The 15,584-nt window shown below is 62.0% G+C and carries 12 protein-coding genes; 7 read left to right on the top strand and 5 right to left on the bottom strand.

Annotated features, from left to right (window positions below; genetic code table 11):
• Nucleotides 1-10: 10 nt before the first annotated feature.
• The gene (locus tag FJ946_RS02995; RefSeq protein WP_140495055.1) at nt 11-1,288 is read right to left on the bottom strand and encodes an O-antigen ligase; all 1,278 of its coding nucleotides are present in this window, start codon (nt 1,286-1,288) and stop codon (nt 11-13) included.
• Nucleotides 1,289-1,771: 483 nt separating this feature from the next.
• On the opposite strand from FJ946_RS02995, the gene cysD reads away from it, so the two are divergent.
• Genes cysD through cysQ form a run of 3 tightly spaced genes read left to right on the top strand, consistent with a single transcriptional unit; the run spans nt 1,772 to nt 5,419 of the window.
• Nucleotides 1,772-2,677: a sulfate adenylyltransferase subunit CysD gene (gene cysD, locus FJ946_RS02990; protein WP_140494839.1), complete on the top strand. Its 906-nt coding sequence runs from the start codon at nt 1,772-1,774 to the stop codon at nt 2,675-2,677.
• A gap of 2 nt (nt 2,678-2,679) precedes the next feature.
• Entirely contained in the window at nt 2,680-4,617 is a 1,938-nt protein-coding gene (gene cysN / locus FJ946_RS02985; RefSeq protein ID WP_181167645.1) for a sulfate adenylyltransferase subunit CysN, read from the top strand.
• A gap of 10 nt (nt 4,618-4,627) precedes the next feature.
• Nucleotides 4,628-5,419 (top strand): 3'(2'),5'-bisphosphate nucleotidase CysQ, encoded by a 792-nt coding sequence (gene cysQ / locus FJ946_RS02980; protein ID WP_181167644.1) that lies wholly within the window; start codon nt 4,628-4,630, stop codon nt 5,417-5,419.
• A 10-nt stretch (nt 5,420-5,429) separates the two neighbouring features.
• Here the strand turns inward: cysQ and FJ946_RS02975 are convergent, their stop codons facing one another.
• The 4 genes from FJ946_RS02975 to FJ946_RS02960 all read right to left on the bottom strand — a co-directional run bounded on the left by FJ946_RS02975 (nt 5,430) and on the right by FJ946_RS02960 (nt 9,661).
• Nucleotides 5,430-6,572 (bottom strand): DegT/DnrJ/EryC1/StrS aminotransferase family protein, encoded by a 1,143-nt coding sequence (locus FJ946_RS02975; RefSeq protein ID WP_140555882.1) that lies wholly within the window; start codon nt 6,570-6,572, stop codon nt 5,430-5,432.
• Nucleotides 6,573-7,067: 495 nt separating this feature from the next.
• A complete protein-coding gene (locus FJ946_RS02970; protein WP_140494831.1) occupies nt 7,068-7,991 on the bottom strand; it encodes a carbohydrate kinase in 924 nt (307 codons plus the stop codon).
• Nucleotides 7,988-8,434: an RbsD/FucU domain-containing protein gene (locus FJ946_RS02965; RefSeq protein ID WP_140514913.1), complete on the bottom strand. Its 447-nt coding sequence runs from the start codon at nt 8,432-8,434 to the stop codon at nt 7,988-7,990. Before FJ946_RS02965 ends, FJ946_RS02970 begins: the two co-directional genes overlap by 4 nt.
• Nucleotides 8,435-9,661, bottom strand: coding sequence for an ROK family protein (locus tag FJ946_RS02960; RefSeq protein ID WP_140564229.1), 1,227 nt, complete (start codon nt 9,659-9,661; stop codon nt 8,435-8,437).
• Between the two features lie 228 nt (nt 9,662-9,889).
• Here FJ946_RS02960 and FJ946_RS02955 point away from each other — a divergent pair, with 228 nt between their 5' ends.
• The 4 genes from FJ946_RS02955 to FJ946_RS02940 all read left to right on the top strand — a co-directional run bounded on the left by FJ946_RS02955 (nt 9,890) and on the right by FJ946_RS02940 (nt 15,503).
• Nucleotides 9,890-10,906 carry a sugar ABC transporter substrate-binding protein gene (locus FJ946_RS02955; RefSeq protein ID WP_181165177.1) on the top strand — a complete coding sequence of 339 codons (1,017 nt, stop codon included), beginning with the start codon at nt 9,890-9,892 and terminating at the stop codon, nt 10,904-10,906.
• A 156-nt stretch (nt 10,907-11,062) separates the two neighbouring features.
• Nucleotides 11,063-12,124, top strand: coding sequence for an ABC transporter permease (locus FJ946_RS02950; protein ID WP_140494823.1), 1,062 nt, complete (start codon nt 11,063-11,065; stop codon nt 12,122-12,124).
• Nucleotides 12,121-12,903, top strand: coding sequence for an ATP-binding cassette domain-containing protein (locus tag FJ946_RS02945; protein ID WP_140564445.1), 783 nt, complete (start codon nt 12,121-12,123; stop codon nt 12,901-12,903). Before FJ946_RS02950 ends, FJ946_RS02945 begins: the two co-directional genes overlap by 4 nt.
• Nucleotides 12,904-13,034: 131 nt before the next feature.
• Nucleotides 13,035-15,503 (top strand): glycogen/starch/alpha-glucan phosphorylase, encoded by a 2,469-nt coding sequence (locus FJ946_RS02940; RefSeq protein WP_140564228.1) that lies wholly within the window; start codon nt 13,035-13,037, stop codon nt 15,501-15,503.
• Nucleotides 15,504-15,584 lie beyond the last annotated feature (81 nt).

The following is a 15,584-nucleotide window of genomic DNA, read 5'->3' as shown; positions in this document are numbered from 1 at the left end:
CCCGGAGCCGCTATTGCGTGACTGGCGGAAGCGGCATCTCTTCCGGCAACGGGGCCTGACGTCCCGACGCAAGATAGGTCCCGGATACCAGGAAGACCATGAACACCGAATCCAGGATGTCTTGGCCGATCAGGATGCCTGTCATCCCAGCCGTCAGGTAGATGATCACCATGACGACGACCATGGTGGCGCCAAAGCGCTCGATCGGGTCGGCGCTGTTGCGCAGGACCAGGGCGGCGTTTCTGCCGGCGACGACAAAGATCGCCGCCAAAGTCACGGCGCCCAGGATGCCCGCCTGTACCAATGCCGTCAGGAAGCCATTGTGGAAATGATTGAAACCTGCCGTTTTCGCGAACAGGTCTTGGAAGCCCTGCCTGATCAAGAGCTGGTTGGCGCCCACTCCGTGTCCGAACAAGGGCATGTCGCGGAATGCCTTCAGGCCGATGTCCCAGAGGGCAACACGTATTCCAAGCGAGGTGTCGGAATTGCCGTGCGCCCCAAGCGCGTCCCAATCAGAGCGCAGAAAATCAAATCTGTCGGATATTGTATGGAAGCCGATAGCGGCGACCGCGACGCCGATCGCCGCCAGCAGAAGCAGCAGACGGACGGCATTCTTCCCTTTCAGCCAATGCTGGTTGATCAACAGCACGGCAATGCCGGAAATCAGCAGCGCCAGCCAGATGATGCGCGTGCCGGAATAGATGATGGCGATCGTTCCGCCGAGCGCTGCGCAGATCAGCGCACTCTTGTGCCTTTCGATGCCCGACAGGGCACCGGCCACGCAGGCCATCACTGCAAGGCAGACGACCGTGGCGAACACTATCGCATTTCCCGCTCCGCCCTCCGCCCTCATCCCGATCCAATATTGCTGGATGATCGCCAACAGCAGCGCGACGAAACAGGCGGCCATGCTGCTGAGGATTATGATCCGGACAAGGGTTGTTTTCTGCGTAATGCTCCAGGTTGAATAGGAGAGGGGGAAAAACAGGAAGGTGACGAGCGGGATCAGATGCGGCGCATCCCTGACAATTGCGTTATTGGCGAGCGAAGCCAGGAGATTTGCCGCGCAATAGGCATAGATCGCGATCGTGAGCGCCATCATCGCCCGGTCGATGTTGAAGCGCCTCTTTTTCGAGGCGATCAAAAGAACCGACCACAGGCCGCCGCCGTTGAACACGAAGCTCACCACAGACCCCAGGACCGGTGGAAAAAAGAAGCAAGCGATGGAAAAATAGATATTGATCCGCGCGGGCGAGAACTGCCGTCTTATCGATGAAAGCTGGCTCAAGGGCGGCTCACCATTCTCGGACGCTTCACACGGCGGATTGTCTGACGGCGGCAAACATAGCCCTGCCGAAATTGCCCGTGTCGCATCGTGCATCTGCCCGCTTTCAGGGGCCGGTATAGCGGCTTGGGTCTTTTTCTGAAAGTGCATCAAGGCCGATTGCCACCGAAAATCGGTAGTCGCTGGCAGACGATCGGATTTGGGCGCGGCGAAGACTGCGTGCTTTTCATCAAGCAATTTTTTCCCCCGCATTTTCTCAGCCGCCGGCGTGACAAGCAGGAATTTCCGCATTTTGACGCATGGATGGAAAATTCATTCCCGAACCACTCCTTGCCAGGCGCGTCTTGCATTGTTCTGGGCAGCGGCGATCTGCTAGAACGCCCGCAAGAATAACATTGTCCAGAAGCAAGCTTGAACCGGGCGGGAAGCCCGATGATTTGATGCCAGGTCTTCTGTCGGAAGGCACGAGAGAACGCTAGACAGGCCATGACAACAGCGCTTACGCACCTGCAGCGGCTTGAGGCCGAGTCAATCCACATATTCCGTGAAGTCGCGGCCGCCTTCGCCAAGCCGGTCATGCTCTATTCCGTAGGCAAGGATTCGTCCGTGCTGATGCACCTGGCGATGAAGGCGTTCTATCCCGCCAAGCCGCCCTTTCCGTTCCTTCATGTCGACACAACCTGGAAATTTCGCGAGATGATCGCCTTTCGCGATCAGATGGCGCAAAAACTCGGTTTCGATCTCCTGGTTCACGTCAACCAGGATGGCGTGCGCGACAACATCAATCCCTTCGATCATGGCTCGAACACGCACACCCATGTGATGAAGACCGTGGCGCTGCGCCAGGCGCTCGACAAATACGGTTTCGATGCCGCCTTTGGCGGCGCCCGCCGCGACGAGGAAAAATCGCGCGCCAAGGAGCGCATCTTTTCCTTCCGCAACGCCCAGCACGTCTGGGATCCGAAGAATCAGCGCCCCGAAATGTGGAAGATCTTCAACACCCGCATCGCCACGGGTGAATCGATCCGCGTCTTTCCGCTGTCCAACTGGACCGAGCTCGACATCTGGCAGTACATCCTGCAGGAGAACATCCCGATCGTGCCGCTCTATTTCGCCAAGCAGCGGCCGGTCGTGGAACGCGATGGCATGCTCATCCTCAAGGACGACGATCGCATGAAATTGCGCCCCGGTGAGGCGATCGAGAATCGGCTGGTGCGCTTCCGCACGCTCGGCTGCTACCCGCTGACCGGCGCCATCGAATCGGAAGCAGACACGCTGGAAGCTATCGTCGGCGAGATGCTGACCGCGCGCACCTCCGAACGGCAGGGCCGCCTGATCGACCGGGACGAAGCCGGCTCGATGGAAAAGAAGAAGCGCGAGGGGTATTTCTGACCATGCGCCACATCATGGCAAAGAGCCTCGCACCTACCGACGGCGTCCGCGATTATCTGGCGGCGCAGGAGAAGAAGTCGCTGCTGCGCTTCCTCACCTGCGGCTCCGTCGACGATGGCAAGTCGACGCTGATCGGCCGTCTGCTCTCCGACACCAAGCAGATTTTCGAGGACCAGCTTGCCGCGCTCGAACGCGATTCGCGCAAGCACGGCACGACCGGCGACGACATCGATTTCGCACTGCTGGTCGACGGTCTCGAAGCCGAGCGCGAGCAAGGCATCACCATCGACGTCGCCTATCGCTTCTTCGCCACGCCAAAGCGCAAATTCATTGTCGCCGACACGCCCGGCCACGAGCAGTACACGCGTAACATGGCGACCGGCGCGTCCACCGCCGACCTGGCAATCGTGCTGATCGATGCGCGGCAAGGCGTGCTGCGCCAGACCAGGCGCCACTCGATCATCGCCTCGCTGCTCGGCATCCGCCATATCGTGCTGGCCGTCAACAAGATCGATCTCGTCGATTTCGATCGGGCGGTCTTCGACCGGATCACGCAGGACTATCAGCAGTTTTCGCGCGATCTCGGCTTTGAGACCATCGTGCCGATCCCGATGTCGGCGCGCTACGGCGACAACGTCACCGGCCGCTCCGACAGGATGGAATGGTATTCCGGCCCGACGCTGATCGAACATCTCGAAACCGTTTCGGTCGACGAGGCCGCGGCCGAGCTGCCGTTCCGTTTTCCGGTGCAGTACGTCAACCGCCCCAATCTCGATTTTCGCGGCTTCGCCGGAACGATCGCCTCGGGCGCGATCTCGCAAGGCGACGAGGTCGTCGTCGCCAAATCGGGCAAATCCTCCCGCGTCAGGCGCATCGTCGCGCAGGGTGGCGACCTCGCCCAGGCGGTTGCCGGCCAGGCCATCACGCTTGTCCTCGATGACGAGGTCGAGATTTCCCGGGGCAACATGCTGGTGGCGCCTGCGGCACGCCCGCAGGTCGCCGACCAGTTCGCCGCCAACATCGTCTGGTTCGATGAACATGCGCTGCTGCCGGGCCGCTCCTATATCCTGCGCACCGAGACCGACCAGACCAGCGCTACCGTCACCGATTTGAAATATCGGGTCAATGTCAATGACTTTGCCCGTGAAGCTGCCAAGTCGCTCGAGATGAACGAAGTGGGCATCTGCAACATCTCGACGCGCACGCCGATCGCTTTCGACACCTTCGCCGAGAACCGTACAACCGGCGCGTTCATCCTGATCGACCGCATCAGCAACGCCACGGTCGGCGCCGGCATGATCCTGCATTCGCTGCGCCGTGCCGAGAACATCCATTGGCAATCGCTCGATGTCGGCAAGCGGGTACGTGCCGACATCAAGAACCAGCGGCCCGCCGTGTTCTGGTTCACCGGGCTGTCGGGCTCGGGCAAATCGACCATCGCCAACCTGTTCGAGAAGAAGCTGTTTGCCTCCGGGCGCCATACCTACATTCTCGACGGCGACAATGTCCGCCACGGCCTCAACCGGGATCTCGGCTTTACCGACGCCGACCGCGTCGAAAACATCCGCCGCGTCGCCGAAGTGGCCCGCCTCATGGCCGATGCAGGGCTGATCGTCATCGTTTCCTTCATTTCGCCTTTCAGCGCCGAGCGGCGCATGGCCCGCGAATTGATGGCCGAAGGCGAGTTCGTCGAAGTGTTCGTCGACACGCCGTTCGAGGAATGCGCCAGGCGTGACCCGAAAGGCCTCTACGCCCGCGCGCTCAATGGCGAGATCAAGAATTTCACCGGTGTCGACTCGCCTTACGAAGCGCCGGAAAAACCGGAAATCCATCTGAAGACGCTCGGCAAATCGGCCGAGGAGATGGTAGATGCCCTGGAACACTGGCTGAACGAGCGTGACATTGCCGAAGACCAATACGACAATGGCGGCGGCATCTGACGACAGGTCGATGCTCGAAATTTTCGAGGGGCTCGCTTTGGCGGCCGGCCGCGAGGTCATGCGTGTGTTCCACGCCGGCTGCGCGGTCGACCAGAAATCAGATTCCTCGCCGGTGACCGAGGCGGACCGCGAGAGCGAGAAGATCATTCTGGCCGGATTGCGTACGGCCTTTCCCGACATTCCCTGCGTGGCCGAGGAGGAAGCATCCGCCGGCATCGTGCCGCCGGACCTGGACGGGGCTTTCTTCCTGATCGATCCGCTGGACGGCACCAAGGAATTCGTCAATCGCCGCACCGATTTCACCGTCAACATCGCGCTTGTCCGCCACGGCGTGCCGGAAGTCGGCGTCGTTTTCGCGCCCTGCACGGGCCGGTTCTTTTCCGGGCTGCCGGGCAAGGCGGAATTCCTCGAAATAGATGGCGACTTCCGCATCGTCTCTCGCCGGCCGATTTCGGTGAGGGCGGCTGCGACGCCGCTGGCGGTGGTTGCGAGCCGCTCCCACAACACGCCCGAAACCGAAGCCTATATTCGTGACCTAGGCATCGCCGAGATCGTCTCTGTCGGCTCGTCGCTGAAATTCTGTCTGGTCGCCAATGGCGAGGCGGACATTTATCCGCGCTTCGGTCGTACCATGGAGTGGGATACCGCAGCCGGCGATGCCGTGCTGCGCGCCGCGGGCGGCATCACGCGCACGTTGGATGGACAGCCCTTGATGTATGGCAAGCGAGACCAGGGCGGCGATGCGGATTTTGCCAATCCGCATTTCATCGCCAGCGGCAGGGCAGGGGCAAGCTCCGCCTGAAGCCGGCTGGTTACTCGGCCGCGGCCTGCGCCGAGTTCGATCCGATATAGTTGCGGATCGTCTCGATGATCCGGTCCTGATCGGCTTCGCTGAGATAGGGATGCATCGGCAGGCACAGGATGCGCTTGGGCAATTGCTCGGATACGGCAAGGCCGGTCGGCGTTCTCGGATAGTCGCGATAGGCGGTCTGCTCGTGCAGCGGCTTCACATAGTAGATGACCGACGGAATGCCTTTTTCGCCGAGATGCGCCTTCAGCCCGTCGCGCTTGGGCGTCTCGATGGCGTATTGCGCCCAGGCCGAGCGGCTGCCGTCCAGGTTGCGGGCTGCCGTGACGACATCAGCAAGCCCTTCGGCATAACGGTTCGCCACCATTTGCCGGGCAACCATCTCGTCCTCGAGAATGGCGAGCTTTTCGATCAGGATCGCGGCCTGCAGCGTGTCGAGCCGTGAATTGATGCCGACCCGGATGTTGTCATATTGCGTCTCGCCCTTGCCGTGGAAGGCGAAGGAGCGCAGCTTGTCGGCCAAGGCGTCGTCGTTGGTGAACATCGCTCCGCCGTCGCCGTAGCAGCCGAGCGGCTTCGCCGGATAGAAACTGGTCGAGCCGACCGTGCCTAACGACCCGCACATCTTGCCGTCCGCCGAACCGCCCATCGATTGGGCGGCATCCTCGATCACCATCAGGCCTTCTCGGTGGGCGATCGCCATGATGGCATCGTAGTCGGCGGCAAGGCCGAAGAGGTCGACCGGAATGATCGCCCTGGGCTTCAGCCGGCCTTCTTTCTTGATCATCGTGATCGCCGCCTCGAGGCTGGCGATGTCGATGTTGTAGGTCTTGGGATCGACGTCGACGAAAACCGGCTCGGCCTTGGCCAGCGCCACCACTTCCGCCGTGGCGGCAAAGGTGAAGCTCGGAACGAACACGGCATCGCCCGGGCCGATCCCGGCGGCGAACAGCGGCAAAAGCAGTGCGTCGGTGCCGTTGGCGCAGGCCACGACGTGCTTGACGCCGACATAGGCGGCGAGCTTTTTCTCGAATTCGGCTACCTGGGGACCGAGGATATAGCGGCCGTCCTCGACGACATGGTCGATCGCGGCCTTCAGCCGGTCGCGGATTCGTTCGCGCTGTGCGCCAAGATCGATGAACTGCATGTCGTCCTCAAACGATTTTAACCGGGCGGTCTGGCCTCGACCCGCTGGTATCAGAATTGCGCCTGCCGAGAAAGCCGGGCGCGCGGAGCGACAAATTGCCCGGTCGTGGCAGTCTGTTACCGCATTTTTCGGTGTCGGTCAGCCGGACGCCGGAAATCCGGGATTCGTGCGGCGCAATTACGGCCTTATAACCCCAGAGTCGACCCTGCTAAACATAAAGTGATCGGCCGGCTCAATCCATGTTGGGCCTTACCACGGCCCGAACTTGGGTCAGCCAAGGCCTGAGAACGGCCAGTCCGCAGTGCGGCAACTATCCGAAGATAGGAATTTTTTCTTGACGGGGTGAAGGCAACTATGCTACATATCTACCTATGGTGCTGAGTTGCGCCAAGGACCCGCCGCACAGGCGGGTTTTCTTTACTGCCTCATCAACAGCGCGCCGGCGAAGGTTCCAAGGAACCTGTTAATTTGGATTCGTTTCCTCTGGCGCGCCACTCAGGCGATCTCATGGCGCCAGGGCGGATTGGCGCCGGCCCGCGATACCGTCACCGCCGCCGCTTTGGCGCCGAGTGTCAGGGCCGCACGGATGGCGTCCTCGGAAAGGCCTGAAATCGCCGCTTTCGTTAGCCGGCCCTGCTCATGCAGCGAGGCGAGGATGCCGGCATTGAACGTATCACCGGCGCCGACCGTATCGACCACCTCGACTTTTCGCGGCGTTACGCTGACCGTGTGGTCCCTGGTGTAGCCGACGGCGCCTTCGCTGCCATGGGTGACGACGATCAGCTTGGGTCCGCGGTCGAGCCAGTTGCGCACGACGTCCTCGTGCGAGCCGGCTTCGTCGAACCAGTGAAGATCTTCATCCGAGAGTTTCACGATATCGGCCATCGCCATCATCTCGCGGATACGCTTCAGATGCTTTGCCTTGTCCGGGATGAAGTTCGGCCGGATGTTGGGGTCGAGCATCATGACGCGACGACCATGCTCGCGCTTCATCAATTCCTCGTAGGCGGCCCCCGCCGGGTCCGAAATAAGGCTGATGGCGCCGAACAGCATGGCCTCGATCTCCGGACCAAGTTGCGGCAGATCCTCGCCGGTCAGCATGCGCCCGGCGGTGTTCTCGTCGTAGAAAGTGTAGGTTGCCTGGCCATCGTTCAGCCGCACGAAGGCGAGCGTCGTCGGCCGGGGCGAAGTGTGCGCATAGGTGGAACTGACCTTGCTCGCCCCGAGCGCTTCGCGGAGCTGGCCGCCGAACAGGTCCGACGACAGGCCCGAGAAGAAGCTGGCAGGAGCGCCCAGCCGGCCGAGCGCAATGGCGGTGTTGAACACCGCGCCGCCGACATAGGGTGCGAAGGCCCGTTCTCCCTCCGTCGTCGTGCGCGGCAGCATATCGATCAGGGCCTCGCCGCAGCAAAGGATCATTGTCTTGTCGTCTCCGGCGGATGGATCACGCCCTTGCGGATGATGATGTTGGCGTAGAGCCTGGGTTCGCTGGTCGCGACGATGGCGTGCGCGGCCCTGACGCGTGCATAGAAGTCGGCACCGGCCAGCGCAACCACCTTGCGCCCGGGCGCGCGTTTTGCACACAGCACTTCGATTTCATGATGCACGGGATCGGCGAGCGAGGGGTCGCCCTTGGCCGAGGCGCGAAACAGCGCCTCCGGCACGACGTCATCGACGGGCAGCACGCTCAATATGGCGTCCAGCACCGGAATGAGATGGTGGCCGTCGGCCCGCACCAGCCGCTTTGCCTGCTCTTCGGCCGGGTAGTTTCCATCGACCAGGGCGATTTCGTCGCCATGCCCCATCGCACGCAGGATCGCCAGAAGCTCCGGACCGAGCAGCGCCGGAATTCCGATCAGCATTCAGATGCTCCTGGAAATCGTGGTCGAACCGATCAGGAAGCGCTCGGATAGTGGCAGGCTGGCGCCCCCGAGAGCGCGCGCGTGAATACCGACGGTGCCTTCGCGGACGTTTGGCAGTTTCAATCCCTCGGCATCGACCGTGTCGATGGTTGCGATGACGGCGTCGACCAGCCTGCGGCGCACCTGCGTCGGCATCCAGCCGTCGATCACCGCCGCCTCGAAGTCGATGACGGACGATGCCGCGACGATGGCATAGGCGAGCGCCCGCGAGGCGTTTGTAATCCAGTCGTCGAGCTCGGCGCCGATCTCGCCCCAGTCCTCGGGCGACGTCCACAGATGCGAAGCCTCGACGCCACGTGCATTGAGCGCTTTTTCGAGCATGGCGATCGAAGCCACGTCGATCAATTGGGTCGGCTTTCCCTCCGGTCCGGGCACCGGCATGGAGCCCAGCGCGCCGGCGTTGCCGGTCGGGCCGCCAAAGAGCCGTCCGTTGAGGACGATGCCGCCGCCGGCAAAGGCGCCGATATAGAAATAGACGAAATCACGCGGGGCGCCTGCCTGGCCGAAGACCAGCTCCGCGCCGCAGGCCGAAGTGGCGTCGTTCTGCAGATAGACCGGAAAATCGCATTGCGCCTGGATCTCCGCGCGGATATCGCGATGGCGCCATTCGTCCATGACGTCACGCGGCGCGCCGGCGGTATCGGCCCAGTTCCAGAGCTCGAACGGCATGGCGATGCCGAGCCCCGCTATGCGCTTGTCCTGCGCGGGCGAAAGTTCGCCACGCATCTTCTTCATGCCTGATGTGACGAATTCCACCGTCTCGCGCGGGGCAGGGTAGCGGTAGGAATGCTGCAGCATCGAACGTACATTGCCGAGGAAATCGATCAGCACGAGTTCGGCGCTGCGGCGGCCGATCTTCAGGCCGATGAAGAACGCGCCCTCGGGATTGAGCGCCATGGGGATGGAGGGCTGTCCGATCTTGCCGCGCAGCGGCGCCTGCCGCAGCAGCAGGCTTTCCTCCTCGAGCTCGCGCATGATGACGGAGACGGTTTGCGCCGACAGTCCGGTCATGCGGGCGATGTCGGACTTCGCCAGGCTGCCATGCTGGCGCACCAGCGACAGCACCAGCCGCTCATTGTGGTCCCGCATGCCGCTCTGGTTGGTGCCGCGGTGAATAAGGCTCTCATTCGCCTCGGGCGAACCATGCCTGGCAATGGCCGTCTCCACCCTGTTCCTCCCGTTATTACCCCTCGATGCTTTTGGGGCAGAATGTGCGAACGGCGCAAGGCTGTCAATAATAAATAAGAGTGATTTAATTATTGACAGAGAGATTGGTCTGGTGTCATTTGAGGCAGGCATCCGTACCGGGAGAGGTTGCTTGGATGCCGGAGGGGTGCCGGTTGGCCGGCATCTGAAATGTTCCACTGGGAGGAAATCGTGACCAATACAAAACTGTTGAAATCCACCGTTTTTGCGGCGGCTGCTCTGGGCCTGATGGCATTCGCCTCGTCCGCATCCGCGGCCGGTGTCGGCGCCTGCTTGATCACCAAGACCGACACCAATCCCTTCTTCGTCAAGATGAAGGAGGGTGCGACCGCCAAGGCCAAGGAGCTTGGTGTCGACCTCAAGACTTATGCCGGCAAGATCGACGGCGACAGCGAAAGCCAGGTCGCGGCGATCGAGAGCTGCATTGCCGACGGCGCCAAGGGCATCCTCATCACCGCGTCCGACACCAAGGGCATCGTGCCGACGGTGAAGAAGGCGCGTGATGCCGGCCTGCTGGTGATCGCGCTCGACACGCCGCTCGATCCGATCGACGCCGCCGACGCGACCTTTGCTACCGACAATTTGGAGGCCGGCAAACTGATCGGCGCCTGGGCCGCCGCGACGCTCGGCGACAAGGCCAAGGACGCCAAGATCGGCTTCCTCGACCTGACCCCCTCGCAGCCGACCGTGGACGTGCTGCGCGACCAGGGCTTCATGATGGGCTACGGCATCGACGTGAAGGATCCCAACAAGATCGGCGACGAGGATGACGCGCGCATCGTCGGCCATGACGTCACCAACGGCAATGAGGAGGGCGGCCGCAAGGCGATGGAGAACCTTCTGCAGAAGGACAACACCATCAACGTCATCCACACCATCAACGAGCCGGCCGCGGTCGGCGCCTATCAGGCGCTCAAGGCCGTCGGCCTGGAAAGCCAGGTGCTGATCGTCTCCGTCGATGGCGGCTGCCCCGGCGTGAAGTCGGTGGCCGAAGGCGTCATCGGCGCGACATCGCAGCAATATCCGCTGCAGATGGCGGCGCTCGGCATCGAGGCCATCGCCAATTTTGCCAAGGACGGCACCAAGCCGAAGCCGACCGAAGGCAAGAACTTCTTCGACACCGGCGTCAATCTGGTGACCGACAAGCCGGCCAATGGCGTGAAGTCCATCGACACCAAGGAAGGCCTCGCCAAGTGCTGGGGCTGATGCCGGTCTGACTGGCAACTAAAAACGGAGCGGCCGGACTTGATCCCCGGCCGCTTCGGGTGGACGATGGTCGCGTGACCGCGAACAATCCCGGCAGGAGACCGGAAAAGCGTGGACGGGTGTCGCCGCGTGGCGGATACCCTACGGGGAGGAAACATGTCTCAAGCTCAGGAATTCGAGAAGGTTCTCTCAGGCAGCGACACGAGCGTTGCCGCGTTTGACGAGCATAAATCGGCGGTCAGACGCATCCAGCATTTTCTGCATTCGACGCCAGCCGCGGTGCCGCTGATCGTTCTGGTCCTGGCGATCATCGTGTTCGGCCTCACCATTGGCGGGCGTTTCTTCTCGTCCTACACGCTGACGCTGATCCTGCAGCAGATCGCCATCGTCGGCATTCTGGGTGCCGCCCAGACCCTGGTCATCCTCACCGCCGGCATCGACCTTTCGATTGGCGTCATCATGGTGATTTCGGCCGTGATCATGGGCAATTGCGCCGTCAGCTACGGCCTGCCGAGCGTCCTTGCCGTAGCGATCGGACTTGCCGCGGGTGCTGCCTGCGGGCTGCTCAACGGGGTGCTTGTCGCCTACATGAAACTGCCGCCATTCATCGTGACACTCGGCACCTGGAACATCGTCATGGCGACGAACTTTATTTATTCGGCCAATGAGACGATCCGCGACACCGACGTCGACGTTCAGGCGCCGCTGCTGCATCTGTTCGCGCTCAGCTTCAAGGTCGGCACCGCTGTGCTGACGGCCGGCGTGATTGCGATGGTCGCGCTCGTGCTGCTCCTTTGGTACGTGCTCAATCACACGGCATGGGGCCGCCATGTCTACGCCGTCGGCGACGACCAGGAGGCGGCGAAACTGTCGGGTATCCAGACCAAGAAGGTGCTCATGACGGTCTATACCCTGGCCGGGCTGATCGCCGCTTTCGCCGCCTGGGTCTCCATCGGTCGCAATGGGTCGATCTCGCCGTCGGCCGCCGTGACTGACTACAATCTGCAGGCGATTACCGCCACGGTGATCGGCGGTATTTCTCTTTTCGGCGGCCGCGGCTCGATCCTCGGCACGCTGTTCGGCGCGATGATCGTCGGTGTCGTCTCCATGGGCCTCAACATGCTGGGCGCCGATCCGCAATGGAAGGTGCTGCTCACCGGCGTGCTGATCATCGGCGCCGTGGCGGTCGATCAATGGATCAGAAAGGTTTCGGCATGACCCAGGACCCTATCCTCACCGCTCGCGGACTGGTCAAGCGCTACGGCCGCGTCACCGCCTTGGACAATGCCGATTTCGACCTCTACCCCGGCGAAATCCTCGCTGTTATCGGCGACAACGGCGCCGGCAAGTCGTCGCTCATCAAGGCGATTTCAGGCGCTGTCGTGCCCGATGAAGGCGAAATCCGGCTTGAGGGCAAACCGGTCGCCTTCAAATCGCCCATGGAGGCCCGCGAAGCCGGCATCGAGACCGTCTACCAGAACCTGGCGCTGTCGCCGGCGCTGTCGATCGCCGACAACATGTTTCTCGGCCGCGAGATCCGCAAGCCCGGCTTTGTCGGCCAATGGCTTCGCATGCTCGACCGTCCGGCGATGGAAAAGCGCGCCCGCGACAAGCTGACTGAACTCGGCCTGATGACCATCCAGAACATCAGCCAGGCGGTGGAGACGCTATCCGGCGGCCAGCGCCAGGGCGTGGCAGTGGCGCGCGCCGCCGCTTTCGGCTCCAAGATGGTTATCATGGACGAGCCGACGGCAGCACTTGGCGTCAAGGAAAGCCGCCGCGTGCTGGAACTCATCCTCGACGTGAAGAAGCGGGGCCTGCCGATCGTGCTGATCTCGCACAACATGCCGCATGTCTTCGAAGTGGCAGACCGCATCCACATCCATCGGCTGGGTCGTCGGCTGTGCGTCATCGATCCCAAACAAAATACAATGTCCGATGCCGTCGCATTCATGACCGGGGCAAAGACGCCGCCGGAGGCGGCGCTGGCGGCCTGAACTGCCAAATTGCCGCTGGGTAAGTCGCCTCCGGCTTACTTAAATCGATTGAACGTTGCTGCAATGCGGTAGCATGGGCTGGGATGAATGATGAAAGCCGGTATGATCGTGGCAAACGCACGAGAGGCAGCATGACGCGCACGATGACATCCGCCCCCCTCCCGCCACTGCTTGAAAATCCCGACCCCAAGACGCTCGCAAGGGAAGTCTTGATGGCCCTCAAATACAGGGTCGGCAAGGACACCACCGTCGCCACCCAGTACGATTGGCTGACCGCCTCGATCAAGGTCGTGCGCGACCGCATCGTCGATCGCTGGATGCAGGCGACGAAAGAGGCCTACGCCCAGCAGGAAAAGCGCGTCTATTACCTCTCGCTGGAGTTCCTCATCGGCCGCCTGATGCGTGACGCCTTCTCCAATCTCGGCCTGATGGAGAACATGCGCGAGGCGTTGTCGTCGCTAGGTGTGGAACTCGACCTCATCGCCACGCTTGAGCCGGATGCAGCACTTGGCAATGGCGGCCTCGGCCGGCTCGCCGCCTGCTTCATGGAAAGCATGGCCACCGTCGATATTCCCGCGCATGGCTACGGTATCCGCTACGCCAACGGCATGTTCCGCCAGGAGATCCATGACGGCTGGCAGGTGGAATTGCCCGAGACCTGGCTCGATCACGGCAATCCCTGGGAGTTCGAACGCCGCGAACGGTCGTTAGAGGTCGGGTTCGGCGGCTCGGTGGAATCGGTCACCACCAGGGATGGCCGGCTGGAACGCCATGTCTGGAAGCCGACCGAGCATGTGCTGGCCGTCGCCTACGACACACCCGTCGTCGGCTGGCGGGGGAACCGCGTCAACACCTTGCGGCTTTGGTCGGGCATGCCGGTCGATCCGATCCTGCTCGACAAGTTCAATGCTGGCGACCACATCGGCGCACTCGCCGAAAGCAACAAGGCCGACGCGTTGTCGCGCGTGCTCTATCCCGCCGATTCCCACATGGCAGGGCAGGAACTCAGGCTGCGGCAGGAATATTTTTTCTCCACCGCCTCTTTGCAGGACATCGTGCAGCGGCATCTCAGTCAATATGGCGACCTGAAGTCGCTGCCCGACAAGGCGGCAATCCACCTCAATGACACCCATCCGGCGATCGCCGTGCCGGAGCTGATGCGCCTCCTGATGGACGTCCACGGCATGGATTTCGACCAGGCCTGGGACACCACCAAACGCACCTTCGGCTATACCAACCACACGCTGCTGCCGGAGGCGTTGGAAAGCTGGCCGGTGCCGCTGTTCGAGCGGCTTTTGCCGCGCCATATGCAGATCGTCTACGCCATCAATGCGCAGGTGCTGCTCGAGGCGCGCGCCACCAATCAGTTCTCCGGCGAGCAGATCAGCCGCATCTCGCTGATCCAGGAGAATGGCGACCGTCGCGTGCGCATGGGCAATCTCGCCTTCGTCGGCTCGCATTCGATCAACGGCGTCTCGGCGCTGCATACCGAGCTGATGAAGGAAACGGTGTTCGCCGACCTGCACACGCTTTATCCCGACCGCATCAACAACAAGACCAACGGCATCACGCCGCGGCGCTGGCTGATCCAGTGCAACCCAGGTCTGGCCGCACTCGCCCGCGAGGCGATCGGCGACCGCTTCCTGGATGACATCGAGGCCATCAAGGGGCTCGATGCCTTTGCCGACGATACCGCTTTCCGCGAAAAATTCGCCGGCGTGAAGCGGCAGAACAAGGTGAAGTTGGCCAATCTCGTCGCCGACCGGCTCGGTATCAGGCTTGATCCCTCGGCGCTGTTCGACATCCAGGTCAAGCGCATCCACGAATACAAGCGCCAACTCCTGAACATCCTCGAGGCGGTCGCGCTCTACGACCAGATCCGCTCGCACCCGGAGCGCGACTGGATGCCGCGCGTGAAATTCTTCGGCGGCAAGGCGGCGCCCAGCTACCACAATGCCAAGCTGATCATCAAACTGGCCAACGACGTTGCCAGGGTCATCAACCGCGATCCGGCCGTTCGCGGCTTGCTCAAGGTGGTGTTCGTGCCGAACTACAATGTCAGCCTCGCCGAGATCATGATGCCGGCCGCCGACCTCTCTGAGCAGATATCGACCGCCGGCATGGAGGCTTCGGGCACCGGCAACATGAAGTTCGCGCTGAACGGCGCGCTGACCATTGGCACGCTCGACGGCGCCAATGTCGAAATCAAGGAGTGCGTCGGCGACGACAACATCTTCATCTTCGGCCTGACCACGGCGGAGGTCGCCGAGCGCCGCAACAATGGCTACGATCCGCGTGGCGTCATCGAGGCATCGCCCGAACTGTCGCAGGCGCTCGCGGCCGTTTCATCGGGCGTCTTTTCGCCCGATGATCCCAACCGCTACCGCGATCTCATCAATGGTCTATACGACAGCGACTGGTTCATGGTCGCGGCGGATTTCGACGCCTATGCCACTTGCCAGCGAGACGTCGACGCCGTCTGGCGCAACAGTCCGGACTGGTACGCCAGGGCAATCCGCAACGTCGCGCGCGTCGGCTGGTTCTCTTCCGATCGCACGATCCGCCAATACGCGAAAGACATCTGGAACGTACCTGCCTGATGTGATTGCATGAGGCCACGAACGATGTAGTCCGGGGTGTGAGTTCAAACGCCGAATTTATACCTTAAAACAAACATTTGG

Origin of the sequence: Mesorhizobium sp. B2-4-7 (assembly GCF_006442685.1) — a bacterium.
Taxonomy (GTDB): domain Bacteria; phylum Pseudomonadota; class Alphaproteobacteria; order Rhizobiales; family Rhizobiaceae; genus Mesorhizobium.
This window is presented reverse-complemented; position numbering and strand designations above follow the sequence as displayed.

Coding starts and splice junctions, on each gene's coding strand:
- cysD (WP_140494839.1), top strand. CDS start 1,772: ATGACAACAGCGCTTACGCACCTGCAGCGGCTTGAGGCCGAGTCAATC.
- cysN (WP_181167645.1), top strand. CDS start 2,680: ATGCGCCACATCATGGCAAAGAGCCTCGCACCTACCGACGGCGTCCGC.
- cysQ (WP_181167644.1), top strand. CDS start 4,628: ATGCTCGAAATTTTCGAGGGGCTCGCTTTGGCGGCCGGCCGCGAGGTC.
- FJ946_RS02975 (WP_140555882.1), bottom strand. CDS start 6,572: ATGCAGTTCATCGATCTTGGCGCACAGCGCGAACGAATCCGCGACCGG.
- FJ946_RS02970 (WP_140494831.1), bottom strand. CDS start 7,991: ATGATCCTTTGCTGCGGCGAGGCCCTGATCGATATGCTGCCGCGCACG.
- FJ946_RS02965 (WP_140514913.1), bottom strand. CDS start 8,434: ATGCTGATCGGAATTCCGGCGCTGCTCGGTCCGGAGCTTCTGGCGATC.
- FJ946_RS02950 (WP_140494823.1), top strand. CDS start 11,063: ATGTCTCAAGCTCAGGAATTCGAGAAGGTTCTCTCAGGCAGCGACACG.
- FJ946_RS02945 (WP_140564445.1), top strand. CDS start 12,121: ATGACCCAGGACCCTATCCTCACCGCTCGCGGACTGGTCAAGCGCTAC.
- FJ946_RS02940 (WP_140564228.1), top strand. CDS start 13,035: ATGACGCGCACGATGACATCCGCCCCCCTCCCGCCACTGCTTGAAAAT.